Source organism: Geothrix alkalitolerans, assembly GCF_022808885.1.
In the GTDB taxonomy this organism is placed as follows: domain Bacteria; phylum Acidobacteriota; class Holophagae; order Holophagales; family Holophagaceae; genus Geothrix; species Geothrix alkalitolerans.
In genome coordinates this window covers 84,162-99,747 of sequence record NZ_JAKZLE010000005.1, presented here as the reverse complement: position 1 = coordinate 99,747, position 15,586 = coordinate 84,162, and the positions used below count along the sequence as shown (strand labels likewise).

The window sequence follows — 15,586 nt, the reverse complement described above, 5'->3', positions numbered from 1 at the left end:
GAAGATCACCCTTCGCGTTCTCTGCGGTGAGAGGTTGTTAAAGCTTTCGGCGCCTGCCGGGACAGCACCCACCCCAGCCCCACGGGCCCCGCCACGGTGGTGAGCAGGAGGGCGCCGATGATGCCGGCCTGGATGTCGGGGCTCAGCAGGGGGGTGCCATGCCACTGGAGCTGAGCGCCGGTGGCCACGAAGATGAGGCCCACCTCGCCGCGGGGGACCATGCCCCAGCCCACCACCGCCGCGCGGGTGCCCCGGCCTCCCGTGTAGCCCGCCACGTACTTCCCGGCCACGCCGAGCAGGGCCAGCACGGCCGCGAAGCCGAGGGTCCTGGGCCGGAAGAGGGCGGTGGGATCCACCTTGGCCCCCATGAGCACGAAGAAGAGGGGAGACAGCACCGTCACGAGGGGGTGGACCAGTTCCTCGAGGGAGTGCTTCTCCCGGTGCTCCAGGTCCACGATGTGGGCGGGCTCCAGGATGAGGCCCGCGGCGTAGGCGCCCACGATGGAGGCCAGGCCCGCCAGGCTGCCCAGCCAGGCCAGCAGGAAGGCGAAGCCGAGGCCCAGGGGCAGCAGCACCTGCTCGCCTCGGAACCGGCTGGCCAGGCGGAAGAGGCGTGGCGTCGCGACGCGACCCAGCGTGAGGGCCGCCGCGAGGAAGCCCAGGGCGAGGAGGAGGGTTCTCGCCAGCTCGGAACCCAGGGATCCGCCTGGTCCGCCCAGCCCGCCCGTGGCCGAGGCCCCCACAAGACCCGAGACCGCCACCAGCACCAGCAGGCCCAGCACGTCATCCACCACGGCGGCGCCCACGATGATGCGGCCTTCCACGGAATCCGCCGCACCCTTCTCCCGCAGAACCTGGGCGGAGATGCCGATGCTGGTGGCGCAGAGGCAGGCCCCGATGAACAGGTCCAGCACGAAGGGCGCGCCCTCGGGCAGCAGGAGCCAGGCCCCCGCCAAGCCCGCGGCCATGGGCGCGACCACGCCGATGGAGGCCACCCGCAGCGAGGCCGCGCCCACCTTCATCATCTGCGGCACGGTGGATTCCAGCCCCACGGCGAACATGAGCACCACCACGCCGAGGCCCCCCAGCAGCTCGGCGGCCGGGGAGGCCGCCACCTCCGGCACCAGGGGCCAGGCCCGGTGCAGGGCCGTGAGGGCCAGCCCCACGGCCAGCTCGCCGGTGACCGCGGGCAGCTTCAGGCGCACAGCCAGCTCCCCACCCACCTTGGCGGAGAGCCACAGCAGCGCCAGCAGCATCAGGGTGCCGGCGAGGGGGTCGTGAACCAGGAAGGCCAGGGTCATCCGGTACCTCGGGAAATGGTGTGACCCGAGGATACCTCACGGTTCATGGACATTCCCGCTCAGCCGGGGCCACAACGGGCCACCACCCGCGGATGGCCACCCTCAGCCCTCTGCCGTACCGGTTCCCTCGCCCTGCTTCAGCCAGGGCAGGTGGTGGACATGGATGCGGCCCTCGAAGGTCACGTGAAGCCCGTCGCGCGCGGCGTCCTGGTGGTTCAGCACGGAGCCCCGCGCCCGGGTCTGGTCCAGCATGGCCAAGTCGATGTCCCCCACCAGCACCATCTCGGAGTTCGGGGCGGCCTCGGTGGCGATGCCATCCATGGGGAAGGGGTAGTCGGAGGGCGTGTAGACGCCGCTCTGGGCGTACTGCGCCGTGAGATCCGTGATGAGGGGCAGGCTGCCCACCATGCCGGCAGTCACCACGTAGATCTGGTTCTCCACGGCCCGGGCCCGGGCGCAAGTGGTGACGCGGCTGTAGCCCCGGCGGTCGTCCGTGAGGTAGGGCACCACCAGCAGCTGGACCTCCTGTTCCGCCTGGATCCGCGCCACCTCGGGGAACTGCACGTCGTAGCAGATGGATACGCCCATCCGGCCGAAGTCCGTGTCGATGATGTGGATCTCCTGGCCCGGCTCAAAGCGCCAGACGTTCCGCTCCGTGGGGGTGAGGTGAAGCTTGGGCTGGTGGACCGGCCCGTGGCCCGGCACGAAGATGGAGGCCACGTTCTGCAGCTTCCCGTCCACGAAGCGGGGATGGGTGCCCGCCACGATGATGCGGTCGTACTTCCGTGAGAGGTGGAGGAACAGTCCCTCGTAGTCGACCGTGAACCGCTCCGCCAGCTCCCGCATGGCCTCCGGCGGCGGGAAGCCGGGCCGCAGACAGCTGAGCAGCTGGACGGCCAGCAGTTCGGGAAACACGATGACATCGGCGTCGTAGTCGTCGCCCACATCCACGTAGTTCTCCACCTGGGTGGCGAAGGCGGCGAAGTCGGCCACGGGGCGCAGGGCGTACTGGATGCCGCAGACCCGCACGGGACGAGACAGGAATGGGGTGGGGGCCTTGAATCGCATGCCGTCGCCTCCTCAGAGTTCCATGACGATGAGAGCCGCGTGGCCCAGGGTCTCTGGGTCCGGAGCGTAGTCCCGGAGCACGCCGCGGACCTGGAATCCCACACGGAGCTGCTTGGACAGGGTGGGGTCGAAGATCCGGCCAGCCACCACGGCCTCCACATAGGCCTCTGGGCTCATCTCCTGGGCGGCGAGGTGGTAGCCGGGAATGCGGGCCCCGGCCACGAAGGCGCGGCAGCCCAGGCGCCGGGCCAGGTCGATGCGGCCCTGGTAGAGGAGCCGCCCGATGCCCCGGTCCTGCCAGGCGGGATCCACGGCGATGTTCACCCCATAGAGGGCGTCTCCTCCGGGATTGTGGGTGGAGAGGCTGCCGCGTCCGGTGATCTCGGACCAGGAGTGGGGGGCCAGCGCCGCGGCCAACGGCACGCGCTCGGCGGTGGCCGTCCCCACGATCCTCCCCCCGGCCTCCACCACCATCTGGCCTTCCGGGAACCGTTCGATGTGGCGCATGAGGTTCTCCGCGGACCACACCGCCTCGGGGCCGTGGGGTGGGGGGTAAACCCGGGTCATCAAGGCCTGGATCCCCGGTATGTCTCCCGGCGTCCTGAGGCGCATCACCGGGGTGGATGGGCAACGGTCGTCCATGGCGCTCCCGGAATTGGCCCTTCAGGTTAACCCACCTCGCCAGCCGCCCTGTCCCGGCTAGCCTGGGACATGCCCTGGACCGACCTCGCCGCGTGGACTGTCGCCTCCCTGCTCCTCATGGGCTTGGTCCTCCTGCGCCGGCACTGGACCCGGCTGCCCGCGCTGGAGCCGGATCCCCCCCTGCCCGCCGATCCCCCCCCTGTGTGCCTCTGCATCCCCGTCCGGAACGAGGCCCTCGAGCTGCCGGCCGCCATCGACTCCTGGCTGGCGCAGGACTACCCGGCCCTGCGAATCGTCGTGGTGGATGACGGCTCCACGGACGGCAGCACGGAGATCCTCCAGGGCCGCGAAGCCGGCCGGCCGGACCGTCTCCGGGTCGTTCGGAACGACAGCCTGCCCCCCGGCTGGCTGGGGAAGAACCACGCCCTGGACCTGACCGCCCGCCAACCCGAAGCCCAGGGCGCCGCATGGCTGCTCTTCGCGGACGGGGACGTGCAGGCTTCGCCGGATCTCCTCCGGCGGGCCGTGGCCTTCGCCCTGGCCCAGCCCACGGACATCCTGGCCCTCATCCCCGGGGTGGACGCGGTCGACCCGGCGGAGCGGGTGGTGCTGCCCCTGGCGGCTTCGGCCTTCCAGCTGCTGGTGCCCCCCCACCAGGTGCCGAACCCCCGCCATCCCGCCTTCTGCGGCGTGGGCGGCTTCACCCTGGTGAGGCGGGAGGCCTACGAGGCCGCCGGCGGCCACGCGGCGGCGCCCCTGGAGGCCATCGACGACATGATGCTGGCCCGGCGGATGAAGCGGGCCGGCTTCGTGAACCGAGTGGCCCGGGGCGGCCCGGACCTGCACCTGCGGATGTACCACGGCCTGGGGGAGCTGGTGCGGGCCATGCGGAAGAACGCCGCCGCCCTGCCCGCCTGGGGCCTCCTGCCCCTGCTCCTCCCGCCCGTGGCCCTGGTGATGCTCGCCCCCCTCTGGCTGCCCTTCGCCGGCCACCCGGGCTTGGCCCTGCTGCTCTGGCTGCTGGTGCCCGCCCTGGCGGGGGACGTCCAGCAGCGCATGACCGGCCGGCCCATGGACCTGCTCTGGGCCCTCTGGCCCCTGGATGCCCTGGTCTTCACGGCGGGCACCGCCTGGGCCTTCGCGGACCGCCTCCGGGGGGTGAACCACTGGCGTGGGCGAGACGTCAAGCTGCGCTAGGCTGGTGGACCCGCCCCTCGCGATCGGGTTAAAAGATTTTCTTGTTTTTTTCGCTTTTTGAATCCATCCTGGAAAGCACCCCTTCCGGAGGACCCCATGGCCGCAGCCGAACAAGATGACCGCCTGAAAGCCCTGTCCCGCACCGTGGCCGACATCGAGCGGGCCTTCGGCAAGGGTTCCATCATGAAGCTGGGCGACCGCATGAGCCCCGCCGAGGGCCTCGAGGTCATCAGCACCGGCTCCATCGCCCTGGACAGCGCCCTGGGCGTCGGCGGCGTGCCCAAGGGCCGCATCGTCGAAGTCTACGGGCCGGAAGCCAGCGGCAAGACCACCCTGGCCCTCCACATGGTGGCCCAGGCCCAGAAGAAGGGCGGCCTGGCCGCCTACATCGACGCCGAGCACGCCCTGGACCCCGAATACGCCAAGAAGCTGGGCGTGGACGTGGACAACCTCTTCATCAGCCAGCCGGACAGCGGCGAGCAGGCCCTGGAGATCTGCGACCAGCTCGTGCGCAGCGGCGCCCTGGACATCATCGTGGTGGACTCCGTGGCCGCCCTGGTGCCCAAGGCCGAGATCGACGGCGAGATGGGCGACAGCCACGTGGGCCTCCAGGCCCGCCTCATGAGCCAGGCCCTCCGCAAGATGACCGGCACCATCAGCAAGACCCGCAGCTGCGTGGTCTTCATCAACCAGATCCGCATGAAGATCGGCGTGATGTTCGGCAACCCCGAGACCACCACCGGCGGCAACGCGCTCAAGTTCTACGCCTCCGTGCGCCTCGACGTCCGCAGCATCCAGAGCATCAAGGGCAACACGGGCGATCCCCTGGTGGCCGCCAAGGACGAGGACTCCTCCGTGGTGGGCAAGAAGACCAAGGTGAAGGTCGTCAAGAACAAGGTCGCCCCGCCCCTCAAGGTGGCCACCTTCGACATCATGTACGGCGAGGGCATCAGCCGCACCAGCGAGCTGGTGGAGCTGGGCACCCAGCTGGAGATCATCCAGAAGAGCGGCTCCTGGTACAGCTACAAGGACAGCCGACTGGGCCAGGGCGCCGAGAACGTGAAGAAGCTCTTCACCGACAATCCCGAACTGGCAGACGAGGTGGAAGGCCTCATCCGCGAGCGCCTCGGCATGAAGAGCGCCGCCGTGGAAGTGTAAGCATCATCGACCTGCGCGCCCTTGGAAGGGGTCGGCAGACGGCGGCGGTCCCCAAAGGCCGCCGCCGTTTTTGATTTGACCGAATGCGAAAGACGGGAACGCGAAGGGCGGGAAGGGGAAAGGCAAGGACGCGAAGGCGCCTCCATTGCTCCGGTGCAGGGCATCTGGGCCTTCGCCCCCCCGGTCGCGCCCAGCCCACCAAAGGATGCCCAGGATGGCTCGAAGCTTCTTCGCAGTCTTCGCGCGTCCGCAGGGCGTCTTGGCGCCCTTCGCATTCCCAATCTTTCCGTTGGGCGGGTGAGGCTAGTCCTTGTCCTGCACGCCCAGGCCCGCGCCCCGGAGATGCTTCGGCAGGGGCGCCGCGCCCTGGGCGCTGAACGGGGCGCCGGCGGGGGCCGCGGCCTTAGGCGCGGAGGGCCGGGGCCCCGGCTGGGCACCCGGCTGCGCCCCGGGCTGGGCCTGGAGGGACTTCATCTGCTCCGCGGTGGCGAAGGGCTCCAGGCGGGCGATCTGCTCGGCGGTGGGGAAGCCTTCGTAGCGGACGCGCCGGGGCCCCCAGATGTCCACGGCAGTGCCGCGGACCTCGTGCATGCGGGGCAGGGACTGGCGCCAGTAGATCCCCAGCGGCTCGCCGTCCGAACCGGCGAAGCCGATGAGATCGGCCTCGGGAAGCAGGGTCGGGGCCCCGTCGGTCCAGGTGGCCATGGTGAGGGGCTTGCCCTGGCCGGTCTTCAGCAGGAGGACCGGGGCCGGACGTCCCAGACTGGGATCCAGGTCCTTCTCCTGGTTCCGGAGGGCCTCCAGGAAGTCCATGTTCTTCAGCTCCCGCTGGGGGGCCGACATGGGATGGGGCTCCTGGAGCCGGGCGGTCACCAGCTTGTCGCCGATGCGCTCCAGCACCGCGAGCTGGAGGGGCGGAGCGCCGGCCTGGCCCCCGGCCTGACTCTTGGCCTGGAGAGCCCGGCCCACTTCCTCCATGAGCTTGGGCAGCAGGATCTGGGGCGCCGCCAGCAGGGTGTCCGCCGTGGGGATGGCCAGGAAGGGATGCTGGTCCTTGAAGAGGCCGTGCCAGACCTCGGGGAGCAGCAGGCGGGCCGCGTCGGCCCCGTCGTGCCAGGGCGCCTGGTAGATGCCCGAGGGCAGCCGCACGAAGGCCCCCTCGCTGCGGTGGCGCAGGTGGTCCAGGGCCAGATCCAGCACGTCCTCGGCGGGCTGGTCCCAGATCCGGAGCCAGGCGGCAGGCATCACCACCTCAGCCACGCGGATCCGAGTCGTCAAGCCATCGATGAAGGCGTGGCTCCAGCGGCCCTCGCGCTCGGCCCGCCAGGTGGGCACCAGCTCCGGCAGCAGGTGGTCCTGGGCATCGATCCACGGCTCCGGAAGGGGCAGGCCCAGCCGGTGGGTCTCCGCCACCGCATCTGCCCAGGCCTCACGCTCTTCCGCCCGGCGATGGGCCTCGAAGGTCGGCACGAGCGCCTCCAGTCCCGGCAGGGAGGCTGGCAGGCCCCGTGTCTCCAGCAGGGTGGCCAGCGACGGCAGGGGCGCCTCGTCGGCGCGGGAACGGAAGCGATCGAAAAAGCCCATATTCAGCGGTCCAATCAAACAGTCCATTCTGACGCATTAAATGAAATTATGCTTGGGGAATGGAGCCTCGCGACACCCTGGGCCGCCCCCTCAAGGCGCTGCGCATCTCGGTCACCGACCGCTGCAACTTCCGGTGCACCTACTGCATGCCCAAGGATGTCTTCGGGCCGGACTATCCCTTCCTGGCCAGGGAGGCCCTGCTCAGCTTCGAGGAGATCACCCGGCTGGCGCGGATCTTCATCCGCCTCGGCGTCACCAAGATCCGCCTCACGGGCGGTGAGCCCCTCATGCGCCGGGAGCTGCCGGTCCTGGTGCGCATGCTCTCGGCGCTGCCCGGCCTGGAGGATCTCGCCCTCACCAGCAACGGGGTGCTCCTGCCCGACCTGGCCCGCCCCCTGAAGGACGCCGGGCTGAACCGGATCACCGTCAGCCTCGACACCCTGCGCCCCGACCGCTTCCGGGCCATCAGCGACACGGACCTGCCCCTGGACCGCGTGCTGGCGGGCGTGGCGGCCGCCCGGGCCGCGGGCTTCGGCCCCGTCAAGCTGAACTGCGTGCTCAAGCGCGGCGTGAATGACGACGAGATCCTCGACCTGGCCACTTTCGCCCGCGAGGAAGGCCACACCCTGCGCTTCATCGAGTTCATGGACGTGGGCACCACCAACGGCTGGCGGATGGAGGAAGTGGTGCCCGCCTCCCGGGTCCGGGCCCTGATCCATGCCCACTGGCCCCTGGAGCCCGTGGAGGCCGAGGGCGACGCCGTGGCCCGTACATGGCGCTACGGCGACGGGAAAGGCGAGGTGGGACTCATCGCCTCCGTGACGCAGCCCTTCTGCCGGGGCTGCGACCGCGCCCGCCTCTCGGCGGAAGGCCGCCTTTATACCTGCCTCTTCGCCGGAGACGGCCTCGACCTGAAGGGGTTCCTCCGGAACGGGCATGACGATCCGAGTCTGACGGCCCTGCTGGGCTTCCACTGGAAGCGGCGGAGCGATCACTATTCAGAGATCCGTCACGCCGCCACGCCCGGTCTCCCCAAGGTGGAAATGTCCCGCATGGGGGGATGACACTCGGCCTGCGAACCGATCCCCGAGGCTCCCCATGCGCATCCGCCCCCCCTTCGCGTTCCTCCTCCTGGCCGCGGGCCTCCTGGCGGCGCCTCCCGCGGCGGTCGTCCATGGGGGCGCCGGCAGCCCGCGCGCCCGCATGGACGGGACGGATCCGGCCGCGGCGAAGGCCCTGGCGGCCCTGAAGGCCGGCGGCAGCGCCCTGGACGGTGCCCTGGCCGGCGTGGTGGTGCTGGAGGACGATTCTCGCTTCAACGCCGGCACCGGCGCCAACCTCCGCCTGGACGGCAAGACCATCCAGATGGACGCCGCCTGCATGGACGGCGCCACCGGCGGCTACGGCGCCGTGGCCGCCATCGAGCGCGTGAGGAATCCCGTGCTGGTGGCCCGCAAGGTCATGGACACGCCCCACCTCCTCATCGTGGGCGAAGGCGCCACCCGCTTCGCCCGGGCCATGGGCTTTCCCGACTACGACCCCACCTGCGCCGAGAACAAGGCCCGCTTCAAGCGCGTGCGGGACATCCTCAAGGGCTCGGACCCGCGCCAGATCGAGGCCTGGAAGCGCTACGACTGGAAGAAGGCCTGGAACTTCCCCACGCCGCTGAAAGAAGCGCTGGGCCCCTCGGACACCGTGGGCTGCGTCACCCGCGACGCCAAGGGGAACTTCGCCGCCGCCATCAGCACCGGCGGCACCACCATCACCTTCTACGGCCGTGTGGGCGACGTGCCCATGTTCGGCGCGGGCATCTACGCCGGCCCCAAGGGCGCCGTGGCCTGCACCGGCAACGGCGAGGACATCGTCAAGCACCTGGTGGCGAAAGCCACCTACGACCTGCTGGCCCAGGGCCTCCCCGCCCAGGAGGCCGTGGACCGCGCCCTCAAGGCCTTCCCGCCCACCATCGACCTCGGCCTCGTCGCCGTCGGCCCCGGTACCACCGGCGGCGGCTGCAACTACAGCGCCGAGAAGAAGGCCTTCGTGAAGACCGGCTACCGGGACCAGATGGCATGGAGCGTGCGCGAATAGTCAGGCCCTTCGCATCATCTGCGCGATGAGGAAGGCCATCTCCAGGCTCTGGCTGCGGTTGAGGCGGGGGTCGCAGCCGCTCTTGTAGGCTCGCTCCAGATCGGCCTCGACGAGGCCCTCGACGCCGCCGGTGCACTCGGTGACGGGCTCGCCGGTGAGTTCGAAGTGGACGGCGCGCAGCCTCGAGCCGTGGGCGCGGTGGAGGTCGGCCACCTCCCGCAGCTCCTGGAGGATGTCGCCGAAGTCCCTCGTCTTGAGCCCTCCTTTGGTCGTGCGCCCGTTGCCGTGCATGGGATCGCAGCTCCACAGCACGGGATGACCCTCGGCGCGCGCGGCCTCGATGAGGCCCGGCAGCACGCGCCCCGCCTTCCCCGCCCCGAAGCGGGTGATGAGCGTGAGCCGTCCCGGCTGGCGTTCCGGATCCAGCTTGGACAGCACCTGTCGCAGCTGGTCCGGCGTCATGGCGGCGCCGACCTTCAGGCCGATGGGGTTGGCCAGGCCGCGGATGTATTCCAGGTGGGCGCCGTCCATCTGGCGGGTGCGCTCGCCGATCCAAAGGAAGTGGGCGCCAAGGTTGTAGTGGGCCCCCTTCTCGGGCACCCAGCGCGTGAGGGCCGTCTCGAAGGGCAGGTGCAGGGCCTCGTGGCTGGTGAACAGCTCGCCGGTGCGCAGGTGCTCGGGCAGGCCGCCCAGGCACCTCACGAAGTCGAGGGAGGCCCGCACCTGCTCCAGCGTCTCCAGGTAGTGGCCCGCGTCCTCGCGGCTCCAGGGAAGGTCCCAGTGCTCGGGGTTGTGCAGGTCCGCGAAGCCGCCGTCCACCAGGGCCCGCAGGTGATTGAGGGTGGCCGCGGCGCGGTGGTAGGCCTCCAGCAGGCGCCGGGGATCGGCCTCGCGCTGGGTCGGATCGAGCCCATTGATGAGGTCCCCGCGGTAGACGGGCACGCGATGACCGTCCACCAGTTCCGTGTCCCCGCTTCTGGGCTTGGCGTACTGGCCCGCGATGCGGCCCAGATGCACCACGCCCGTGCGGCCGCCGTGGGTGATGAGCACGGACATCTGGAGCAGGACGCGCAGCTTGTCCTGGATGATCGGCCCGCGGCAGTCCGCGAAGGCCTCGGCGCAGTCGCCCCCCTGGAGGAGGAAGCGCTTTCCCGCGGCGGCCTCGGCGATGAGGCTCCGGAGGTGGTCCACCTCCTCGGCCACCACCAGAGGCGGCAGCTCCCGCAGCTCCGCCAGGGCCGCCTCCACCGCAGCGGCGTCGCGGTAGTTCGGCTGCTGGGCCGCGGGCAGGCCGCGCCAGGAATCGGGGGTCCAGGTCCGGCCAGTCATCGCGCCACCTCCAGGGCCCGGGGATAGCTGCCCAGGACCTTCAGCGAGGCGCAGACGCCCCGCAGCTCCTCCAGGGCCTCCGCCAGCGCCGGATCCGCCGCGTGGCCCTCCACATCCAGGAAGAAGACGTATTCCCAGAGCTTGCGCCGGGTGGGCCGGCTCTGGATGCGGCTGAGGTTCAGGCCCCGGCGGGCCAGGGGCTCCAGCAGGCGCAGCAGGGCGCCGGGGCCGTCCTGGGCCATGGCCAGCAGGGTGGTGCGGTCGCGGCCCGTGGGCTCGGCGGATGTCGGTCCCAGCACCAGGAAGCGGGTGGCGTTGGCGGCCAGGTCCTGGATCTTCGTCTCGGCCACGCGGAGGCCGAAGAGGTCCGCGGCCAACTCGGAGGCCACGGCGGCCCCCTCGGCGTCTTCCCGAGCCAGGCGGGCGGCTTCCGAGGTGGAGGGCGCCTCGATGCGGTCCGCCCCCGGCAGGTGGGCCTCCAGCCAGCGCCGGCACTGGCCCAGGGCCTGGGGATGGGAGTAGACCCGCCGCACGCCGCCCAGGTCCAGATCCGGCCGCAGCAGCAGGGCCTGGTCCACGGGCAGGAGGATCTCCGCGCAGATGGCCAGGGAGCTGTCGAGAAAGGCGTCGAGCGTGGAGTCCACAGCGCCCTCGGTGGCGTTCTCCACGGGCACCACGCCGTAGTCCGCGCGCCGCCGCTCCACGGCCTGGAACACGGCCTGGATGGTACCTTGCGGCAGGGCCTGGCCGGAGCCGCCGAACTGGTGGCGCGCCGCCAGGTGGGTGAAGGTGCCCTCGGGGCCCAGGAAGGCCACCCGCAGCGGCTTCTCCAGGCTGAGGCAGGCGCTCATGATCTCCTGGAAGACCGTGCGCACGGCCGGGGCCGGGAAGGGTCCGGCGCTCGCGGCCTCCAGGCGGGCCAGCACCTCCCGCTCCCGGGCGGGCGCATGGAAGAGGGCGTCGGGCGCGGCCGCGGCCTTGAGGCGGCCCACCTCCGCGGCCAGGGCCGCCCGGCGGTTCAGCAGGACCAGCACCTGGTCGTCCACCGCGTCGATGGCTTGGCGGAGGCCTGGGAGGGACGGGATCTCGGTCATGGGGTTCTCCTGGAATGCGAAAACCCCCGAGCCTGGCGGTCTCGGGGGCGATGGTTCGAAGCGGTTCCGGTTCTAGACGCCGCCTACCCTCGCACCCGGGGTGCGAAAGCTAGAGAAGAAGGTGCGGGAGGCGGTCATCACGGTCTAGACACCTTGCCGGAAAAGCCCTTGGCCTGCAAGGAGATTCCATGGAACGCGAAGGGCGCGAATGAAGGCGCGAAGACCGCGAATCGAAGCTCGGTCCAAAACGGGCATCCATTTAGCCTTCGCGCCATTCTTAGCGCGCTTCGCGTTCCGCTTTTGCTTTTCCTGGGCTCAGGCCCCGAGGCAGGCCACGACCTCCGCCAGGCAGGCCGCCCACACGTCGTCGGGGGTCTCGTCCAGGAAGAACTCCACGGCATGGCCGGCGGGCCGGGCCTCGGGGTGCCGCGACCAGGCCTCGAAGAGGGCGTCCAGCGGGGCGGCGTCCAGGGCGTTGCGGCGGAGCTTGTGGGATTTCCGCGTACGGTCGGGATCGGGCCCGCGCAGGCAGACGCCCTCGCGGCGGGTGGCCACGAAGGTGAAGGCCTGGACCCACTTGCCGTCCATGAGCTGGTTGAAGTGGAAGAAGGCCCCGTGGTGGCTGCGGGAGTAGTCGAACACCCGGTGCTTCCCCCGCCACTTGGCCACCCAGAGGGTGAGGATGGCGGCCAGCCGGGCCCGCTCCGAGGCATGCTTCAGGCAGCTCTGGGCGTAGGGCAGGAATTCATCGAGCTGGTCCACAGGGAGGCCTCCGGGGCCTCCACCCTACCGCAGGCCCGGCCTCTCCCGGAGCGCCATTCCATGCGGCATGCCGCGGCTGCACGTCCCTCTCTGGATGGGGGCTGGGGGACAGAATCGATTCAGAGTCTCGATCCCATCCCATTCCCCTGACCGCTCCACTGCCGCGGCCAGGCGGACACCCCGAAGGGCGCCGCTGTTCCGCCACCTGGGGGTGTTCTCCCGAACCCCTTCCGGATCCGCCAGTTGCTGACCCGAGGTCAGGGGCCGCCGGGTGGAGAGGGCCGGATATTAACAACCAAATAATCCATACAGAATGATTGATACTCTAGCTAAGTCCTTATGATTCCAGGCCCCTGTGGCATGAGTCACAAGTGGCCCCGATTAGGTTTTTAGACACAGAATTCCCCTGGCGGTCATCGCATGCTGAACGGATCTGGAGGCTTCCATGTCCGACACGGCCCGCCCGCTCATCACCGCCGAGAACCTGCCGGCGCCGCACTGGCATGCCACCCACCAGGAAGCCCAGAAGCAGCTGACCGACATGGCCAAGGCCATCGGGGCCGGGGACTGGAAGCGCGTGGACCTCGGGGCCCGGTGGGTCTATGAAGAGCTCAAGCCCCACAACGAGGCCGAGGAGCGCGAGCTGCTGCCCCTTCTGGAAGAGCTCGGGGCCGAGGCCCTGGTGCAGCGCATCCAGGACGAGCACCGCCAGATGTGGGACCTCACCCTCCAGCTGCTGTCGGAGATCAACGAAGGCCAGGTCCGGGCGCCCCAGGCCCTCACGCTGCAGGGGCAGCGGCTCGTCGACCTCGTCCGCGATCACATCGAGATGGAAGAGCGGCTCATGCTGCCCCTCCTCAAGGGCAGGTCCATGTACTGGTCCGATGAGGAGACCCAGGACGGCTACCTCATCCTCGAGAAGAAGCTCATCGCCCCCGAGACCTGGTCCTTCATCGTGCAGGCCCCCCAGGTGGCCCGCGGCCGGAAGCCGGGCCAGTTCTTCATGGTCGCCCCCTTCCCCGAGAGCGAGCGCATCCCCCTCACCCTGGCCGGCGGCGACGCGAAGAAGGGCTACATCCACTTCATCATGCAGGAGGTGGGCGCCACCACGAAGGCCATGGGCAGGCTCAGCGCCGGCGATCGCCTCTTCGCCGTGGCCGGCCCCATGGGCACCCCGACGGAGCTGGTGGAGGAAGGCACCATCGTGCTGATGGCGGGCGGCTACGGCTCCGCCGCCATCCTGCCTGCCGCCGAGGAGCTCCACGCCCAGGGCCGCCGGGTCATCACCATCCTGGGCGGCCGCAGCAAGGAGCGCGTGCTGCTGGCCGACGAGCTGGGCGCCGCCTCCGCGGAACTGATCGTCACCACGGACGACGGCACCCTGGGCCGCCAGGGCCTGGTGACCGACGCCCTCAAGGACATCATCGCCCGCGAGAAGGTCGCCCAGGTGGTGGCCGTGGGACCCCTGCCCATGATGCGGGCCGTCTCGGACCTGACCAAGCCCCACGGCATCTTCACGCTCGTGAGCCTCAACGCCCTCATGGTGGACGGCACGGGCATGTGCGGCGGCTGCCGCGTGAGCGTGGGCGGCCAGACCAAGTTCGCCTGCTTCGACGGCCCCGACTTCGACGGCCACCAGGTGGACTTCAACATGCTCCGCATGCGCCAGGACTGGTACAAGTCGGAGGAGCACGACGCCTGCGATCCCTCCGAGTGCAAGATCGGCCGCGTGGCCGCCACCGGCCCCGTGGACTATTCCAAGTACCTGAACGATCCCGTGACCGAGCTGGACTGGCAGAACCTGGACCTGAACACCATCAAGCCCAGCCAGAAGATGAAGATCCCCCGCCAGGAGATGGCCTGTCAGCCGCCTGAGCTTCGCGTGTGCAACTTCGACGAGGTGAGCCTGGGCCTCTCGCCCGAGCAGGCCCGGCTCGAGGCCGCCCGCTGCATCCAGTGCAAGCACCCCGCCTGCATCGAGGGCTGCCCGGTCAACATCAACATCCCCGCCTTCCTCATGAAAATCGTCCACGAGGATCCCCAGGGCGCCGCCCGCATCATCAAGGAGAGCTCCTCGCTGGGTTCCGTCTGCGGCCGCGTCTGCCCGCAGGAGAAGCAGTGCGAGATCAAGTGCGTGGTGGGCATCAAGGGCCTGCCCGTCTCCATCGGCCGCCTGGAGCGCTACGCCTCCGACTCCATGCTGGGCTCGGATGAGCTGCCCCCGGTCGAGGCTCCCACGGGCAAGAAGGTGGCCGTCATCGGCGCGGGCCCCGCGGGTCTCACGGTCGCCGGCGAGCTCATCAAGAAGGGCCACCAGGTCACGGTCTACGACGCCCTCCACAAGCCGGGCGGCGTGATGCTCTACGGCATCCCCGAGTTCCGCCTGCCCAACAAGATCGTGGACCAGGAAGTGGGGACCCTCCGCCGCCTGGGCGTGAAGTTCATCATGAACACCCTCGTCGGCCGCAGCATGACCCTCGATGACCTGCGCAAGGACCACGACGCCATCTTCATGGGCACCGGCGCCGGCCTGCCCAAGATGATGGGCATCCCCGGCGAGGAGTACAAGGGCGTCTACACCGCCAACGAGTTCCTCACCCGCATCAACCTCATGCGGGCGGACCTCTTCCCCGAGTACGGCACGCCGGTGACCGTCGGCAAGAACGTCATCATCGTGGGCGCGGGCAACACGGCCATGGACGCCTCCCGCGCGGCCCGCCGCATGGGCGCCGAGAAGGTCACGGTCGTCTACCGCCGCACGGTGAAGGAATCCACCGCCCGCAAGGAGGAGCTGGAGCACGCGCAGGAGGAGGGCGTCGAGTTCAAGTTCCTCTGCACGCCCGTGCAGCTCCACGGCAACGACAAGGGCTGGATGACCCATGCCGAGTGCGCGGTCATGGAGCTGGGCGAGCCCGGCCCCGACGGCCGACGCAGCCCCAGGATGACCGACGAGCGCATCATGATCCCCTGCGACACCCTGGTGGTCGCCCTGGGCTTCGATGTGAACCCCCTCATCGCCCAGACCGACAAGGGCCTCAAGACCCTCAAGGGCGGGGTTGTTGTCGTTGACAACGAAACCGGCGAGACTTCCCTGCCCGGCGTGTTCGCGGGCGGTGACGTCATCACGGGCGGCGCCACGGTCATCCTGGCCATGGGCCAGGGCCGCCGGGCCGCCGCGGCCATGCACCGCCGCCTCATGGGGGAGCCCCAGGCCGCGGTCTGACCACTGGACCATCTTGTGATGAATATTGACCGATCCATCAGATATGATGGGCCTGCCTTGTTGCCTGTCCTGATTCTGGATTGCCTGTCCTGAAACCTATCCCCGGAAGCGCCCCGAAGAAGCACGCCGGAAGGAGCGAA

General features: G+C 70.0%; 12 protein-coding genes. 5 read left to right on the top strand and 7 right to left on the bottom strand.

Annotation, left to right across the window (positions count from 1 at the left end):
- Positions 1–5: 5 nt before the first annotated feature.
- From MLJ35_RS11015 to MLJ35_RS11005, 3 genes are all read right to left on the bottom strand, one after another.
- On the bottom strand, positions 6–1,301 hold the full coding sequence (locus tag MLJ35_RS11015; RefSeq protein ID WP_243384388.1) for a cation:proton antiporter: 1,296 nt from the start codon (positions 1,299–1,301) through the stop codon (positions 6–8).
- Between the two features lie 102 nt (positions 1,302–1,403).
- On the bottom strand, positions 1,404–2,369 hold the full coding sequence (locus MLJ35_RS11010) for a carbon-nitrogen hydrolase family protein (protein ID WP_243384387.1): 966 nt from the start codon (positions 2,367–2,369) through the stop codon (positions 1,404–1,406).
- A 12-nt stretch (positions 2,370–2,381) separates the two neighbouring features.
- On the bottom strand, positions 2,382–2,936 hold the full coding sequence (locus MLJ35_RS11005) for a GNAT family N-acetyltransferase (RefSeq protein WP_275976514.1): 555 nt from the start codon (positions 2,934–2,936) through the stop codon (positions 2,382–2,384).
- 144 nt (positions 2,937–3,080) lie between these two features.
- Here MLJ35_RS11005 and MLJ35_RS11000 point away from each other — a divergent pair, with 144 nt between their 5' ends.
- Positions 3,081–4,208, top strand: a complete 1,128-nt coding sequence (locus tag MLJ35_RS11000; protein ID WP_243384385.1) for a glycosyltransferase family A protein — start codon at positions 3,081–3,083, stop codon at positions 4,206–4,208.
- Between the two features lie 96 nt (positions 4,209–4,304).
- On the top strand, positions 4,305–5,366 hold the full coding sequence (gene recA / locus MLJ35_RS10995) for a recombinase RecA (protein ID WP_243322905.1): 1,062 nt from the start codon (positions 4,305–4,307) through the stop codon (positions 5,364–5,366).
- A gap of 303 nt (positions 5,367–5,669) precedes the next feature.
- Here recA and MLJ35_RS10990 read toward each other — a convergent pair whose 3' ends face one another.
- The gene (locus MLJ35_RS10990) at positions 5,670–6,950 is read right to left on the bottom strand and encodes a hypothetical protein (protein WP_243384384.1); all 1,281 of its coding nucleotides are present in this window, start codon (positions 6,948–6,950) and stop codon (positions 5,670–5,672) included.
- Positions 6,951–7,009: 59 nt separating this feature from the next.
- Here MLJ35_RS10990 and moaA point away from each other — a divergent pair, with 59 nt between their 5' ends.
- Both moaA and MLJ35_RS10980 read left to right on the top strand, forming a co-directional pair.
- The gene (moaA, locus tag MLJ35_RS10985) at positions 7,010–8,014 is read left to right on the top strand and encodes a GTP 3',8-cyclase MoaA (protein ID WP_243384383.1); all 1,005 of its coding nucleotides are present in this window, start codon (positions 7,010–7,012) and stop codon (positions 8,012–8,014) included.
- 34 nt (positions 8,015–8,048) lie between these two features.
- Complete coding sequence (locus MLJ35_RS10980; RefSeq protein ID WP_243384382.1) at positions 8,049–9,038, top strand: isoaspartyl peptidase/L-asparaginase; 990 nt, start codon at positions 8,049–8,051, stop codon at positions 9,036–9,038.
- On the opposite strand, the gene MLJ35_RS10975 is transcribed toward MLJ35_RS10980, so the two are convergent.
- The 3 genes from MLJ35_RS10975 to MLJ35_RS10965 form a co-directional block, all read right to left on the bottom strand.
- Complete coding sequence (locus MLJ35_RS10975; protein ID WP_243384381.1) at positions 9,039–10,367, bottom strand: 3-deoxy-7-phosphoheptulonate synthase class II; 1,329 nt, start codon at positions 10,365–10,367, stop codon at positions 9,039–9,041.
- Positions 10,364–11,461 carry a prephenate dehydratase gene (pheA, locus tag MLJ35_RS10970; RefSeq protein WP_243384380.1) on the bottom strand — a complete coding sequence of 366 codons (1,098 nt, stop codon included), beginning with the start codon at positions 11,459–11,461 and terminating at the stop codon, positions 10,364–10,366. The genes MLJ35_RS10975 and pheA overlap by 4 nt, the downstream gene beginning before the upstream one ends.
- A 315-nt stretch (positions 11,462–11,776) precedes the next feature.
- Positions 11,777–12,223 (bottom strand): hypothetical protein, encoded by a 447-nt coding sequence (locus MLJ35_RS10965; RefSeq protein WP_243384379.1) that lies wholly within the window; start codon positions 12,221–12,223, stop codon positions 11,777–11,779.
- 445 nt (positions 12,224–12,668) lie between these two features.
- On the opposite strand from MLJ35_RS10965, the gene gltA reads away from it, so the two are divergent.
- Positions 12,669–15,446, top strand: a complete 2,778-nt coding sequence (gene gltA / locus MLJ35_RS10960; protein ID WP_243384378.1) for an NADPH-dependent glutamate synthase — start codon at positions 12,669–12,671, stop codon at positions 15,444–15,446.
- Positions 15,447–15,586 lie beyond the last annotated feature (140 nt).

Coding starts and splice junctions, on each gene's coding strand:
- MLJ35_RS11015 (WP_243384388.1), bottom strand. CDS start 1,301: ATGACCCTGGCCTTCCTGGTTCACGACCCCCTCGCCGGCACCCTGATG.
- MLJ35_RS11010 (WP_243384387.1), bottom strand. CDS start 2,369: ATGCGATTCAAGGCCCCCACCCCATTCCTGTCTCGTCCCGTGCGGGTC.
- MLJ35_RS11005 (WP_275976514.1), bottom strand. CDS start 2,936: ATGACCCGGGTTTACCCCCCACCCCACGGCCCCGAGGCGGTGTGGTCC.
- MLJ35_RS11000 (WP_243384385.1), top strand. CDS start 3,081: ATGCCCTGGACCGACCTCGCCGCGTGGACTGTCGCCTCCCTGCTCCTC.
- recA (WP_243322905.1), top strand. CDS start 4,305: ATGGCCGCAGCCGAACAAGATGACCGCCTGAAAGCCCTGTCCCGCACC.
- MLJ35_RS10990 (WP_243384384.1), bottom strand. CDS start 6,950: ATGGGCTTTTTCGATCGCTTCCGTTCCCGCGCCGACGAGGCGCCCCTG.
- moaA (WP_243384383.1), top strand. CDS start 7,010: ATGGAGCCTCGCGACACCCTGGGCCGCCCCCTCAAGGCGCTGCGCATC.
- MLJ35_RS10980 (WP_243384382.1), top strand. CDS start 8,049: ATGCGCATCCGCCCCCCCTTCGCGTTCCTCCTCCTGGCCGCGGGCCTC.
- MLJ35_RS10975 (WP_243384381.1), bottom strand. CDS start 10,367: ATGACTGGCCGGACCTGGACCCCCGATTCCTGGCGCGGCCTGCCCGCG.
- pheA (WP_243384380.1), bottom strand. CDS start 11,461: ATGACCGAGATCCCGTCCCTCCCAGGCCTCCGCCAAGCCATCGACGCG.
- gltA (WP_243384378.1), top strand. CDS start 12,669: ATGTCCGACACGGCCCGCCCGCTCATCACCGCCGAGAACCTGCCGGCG.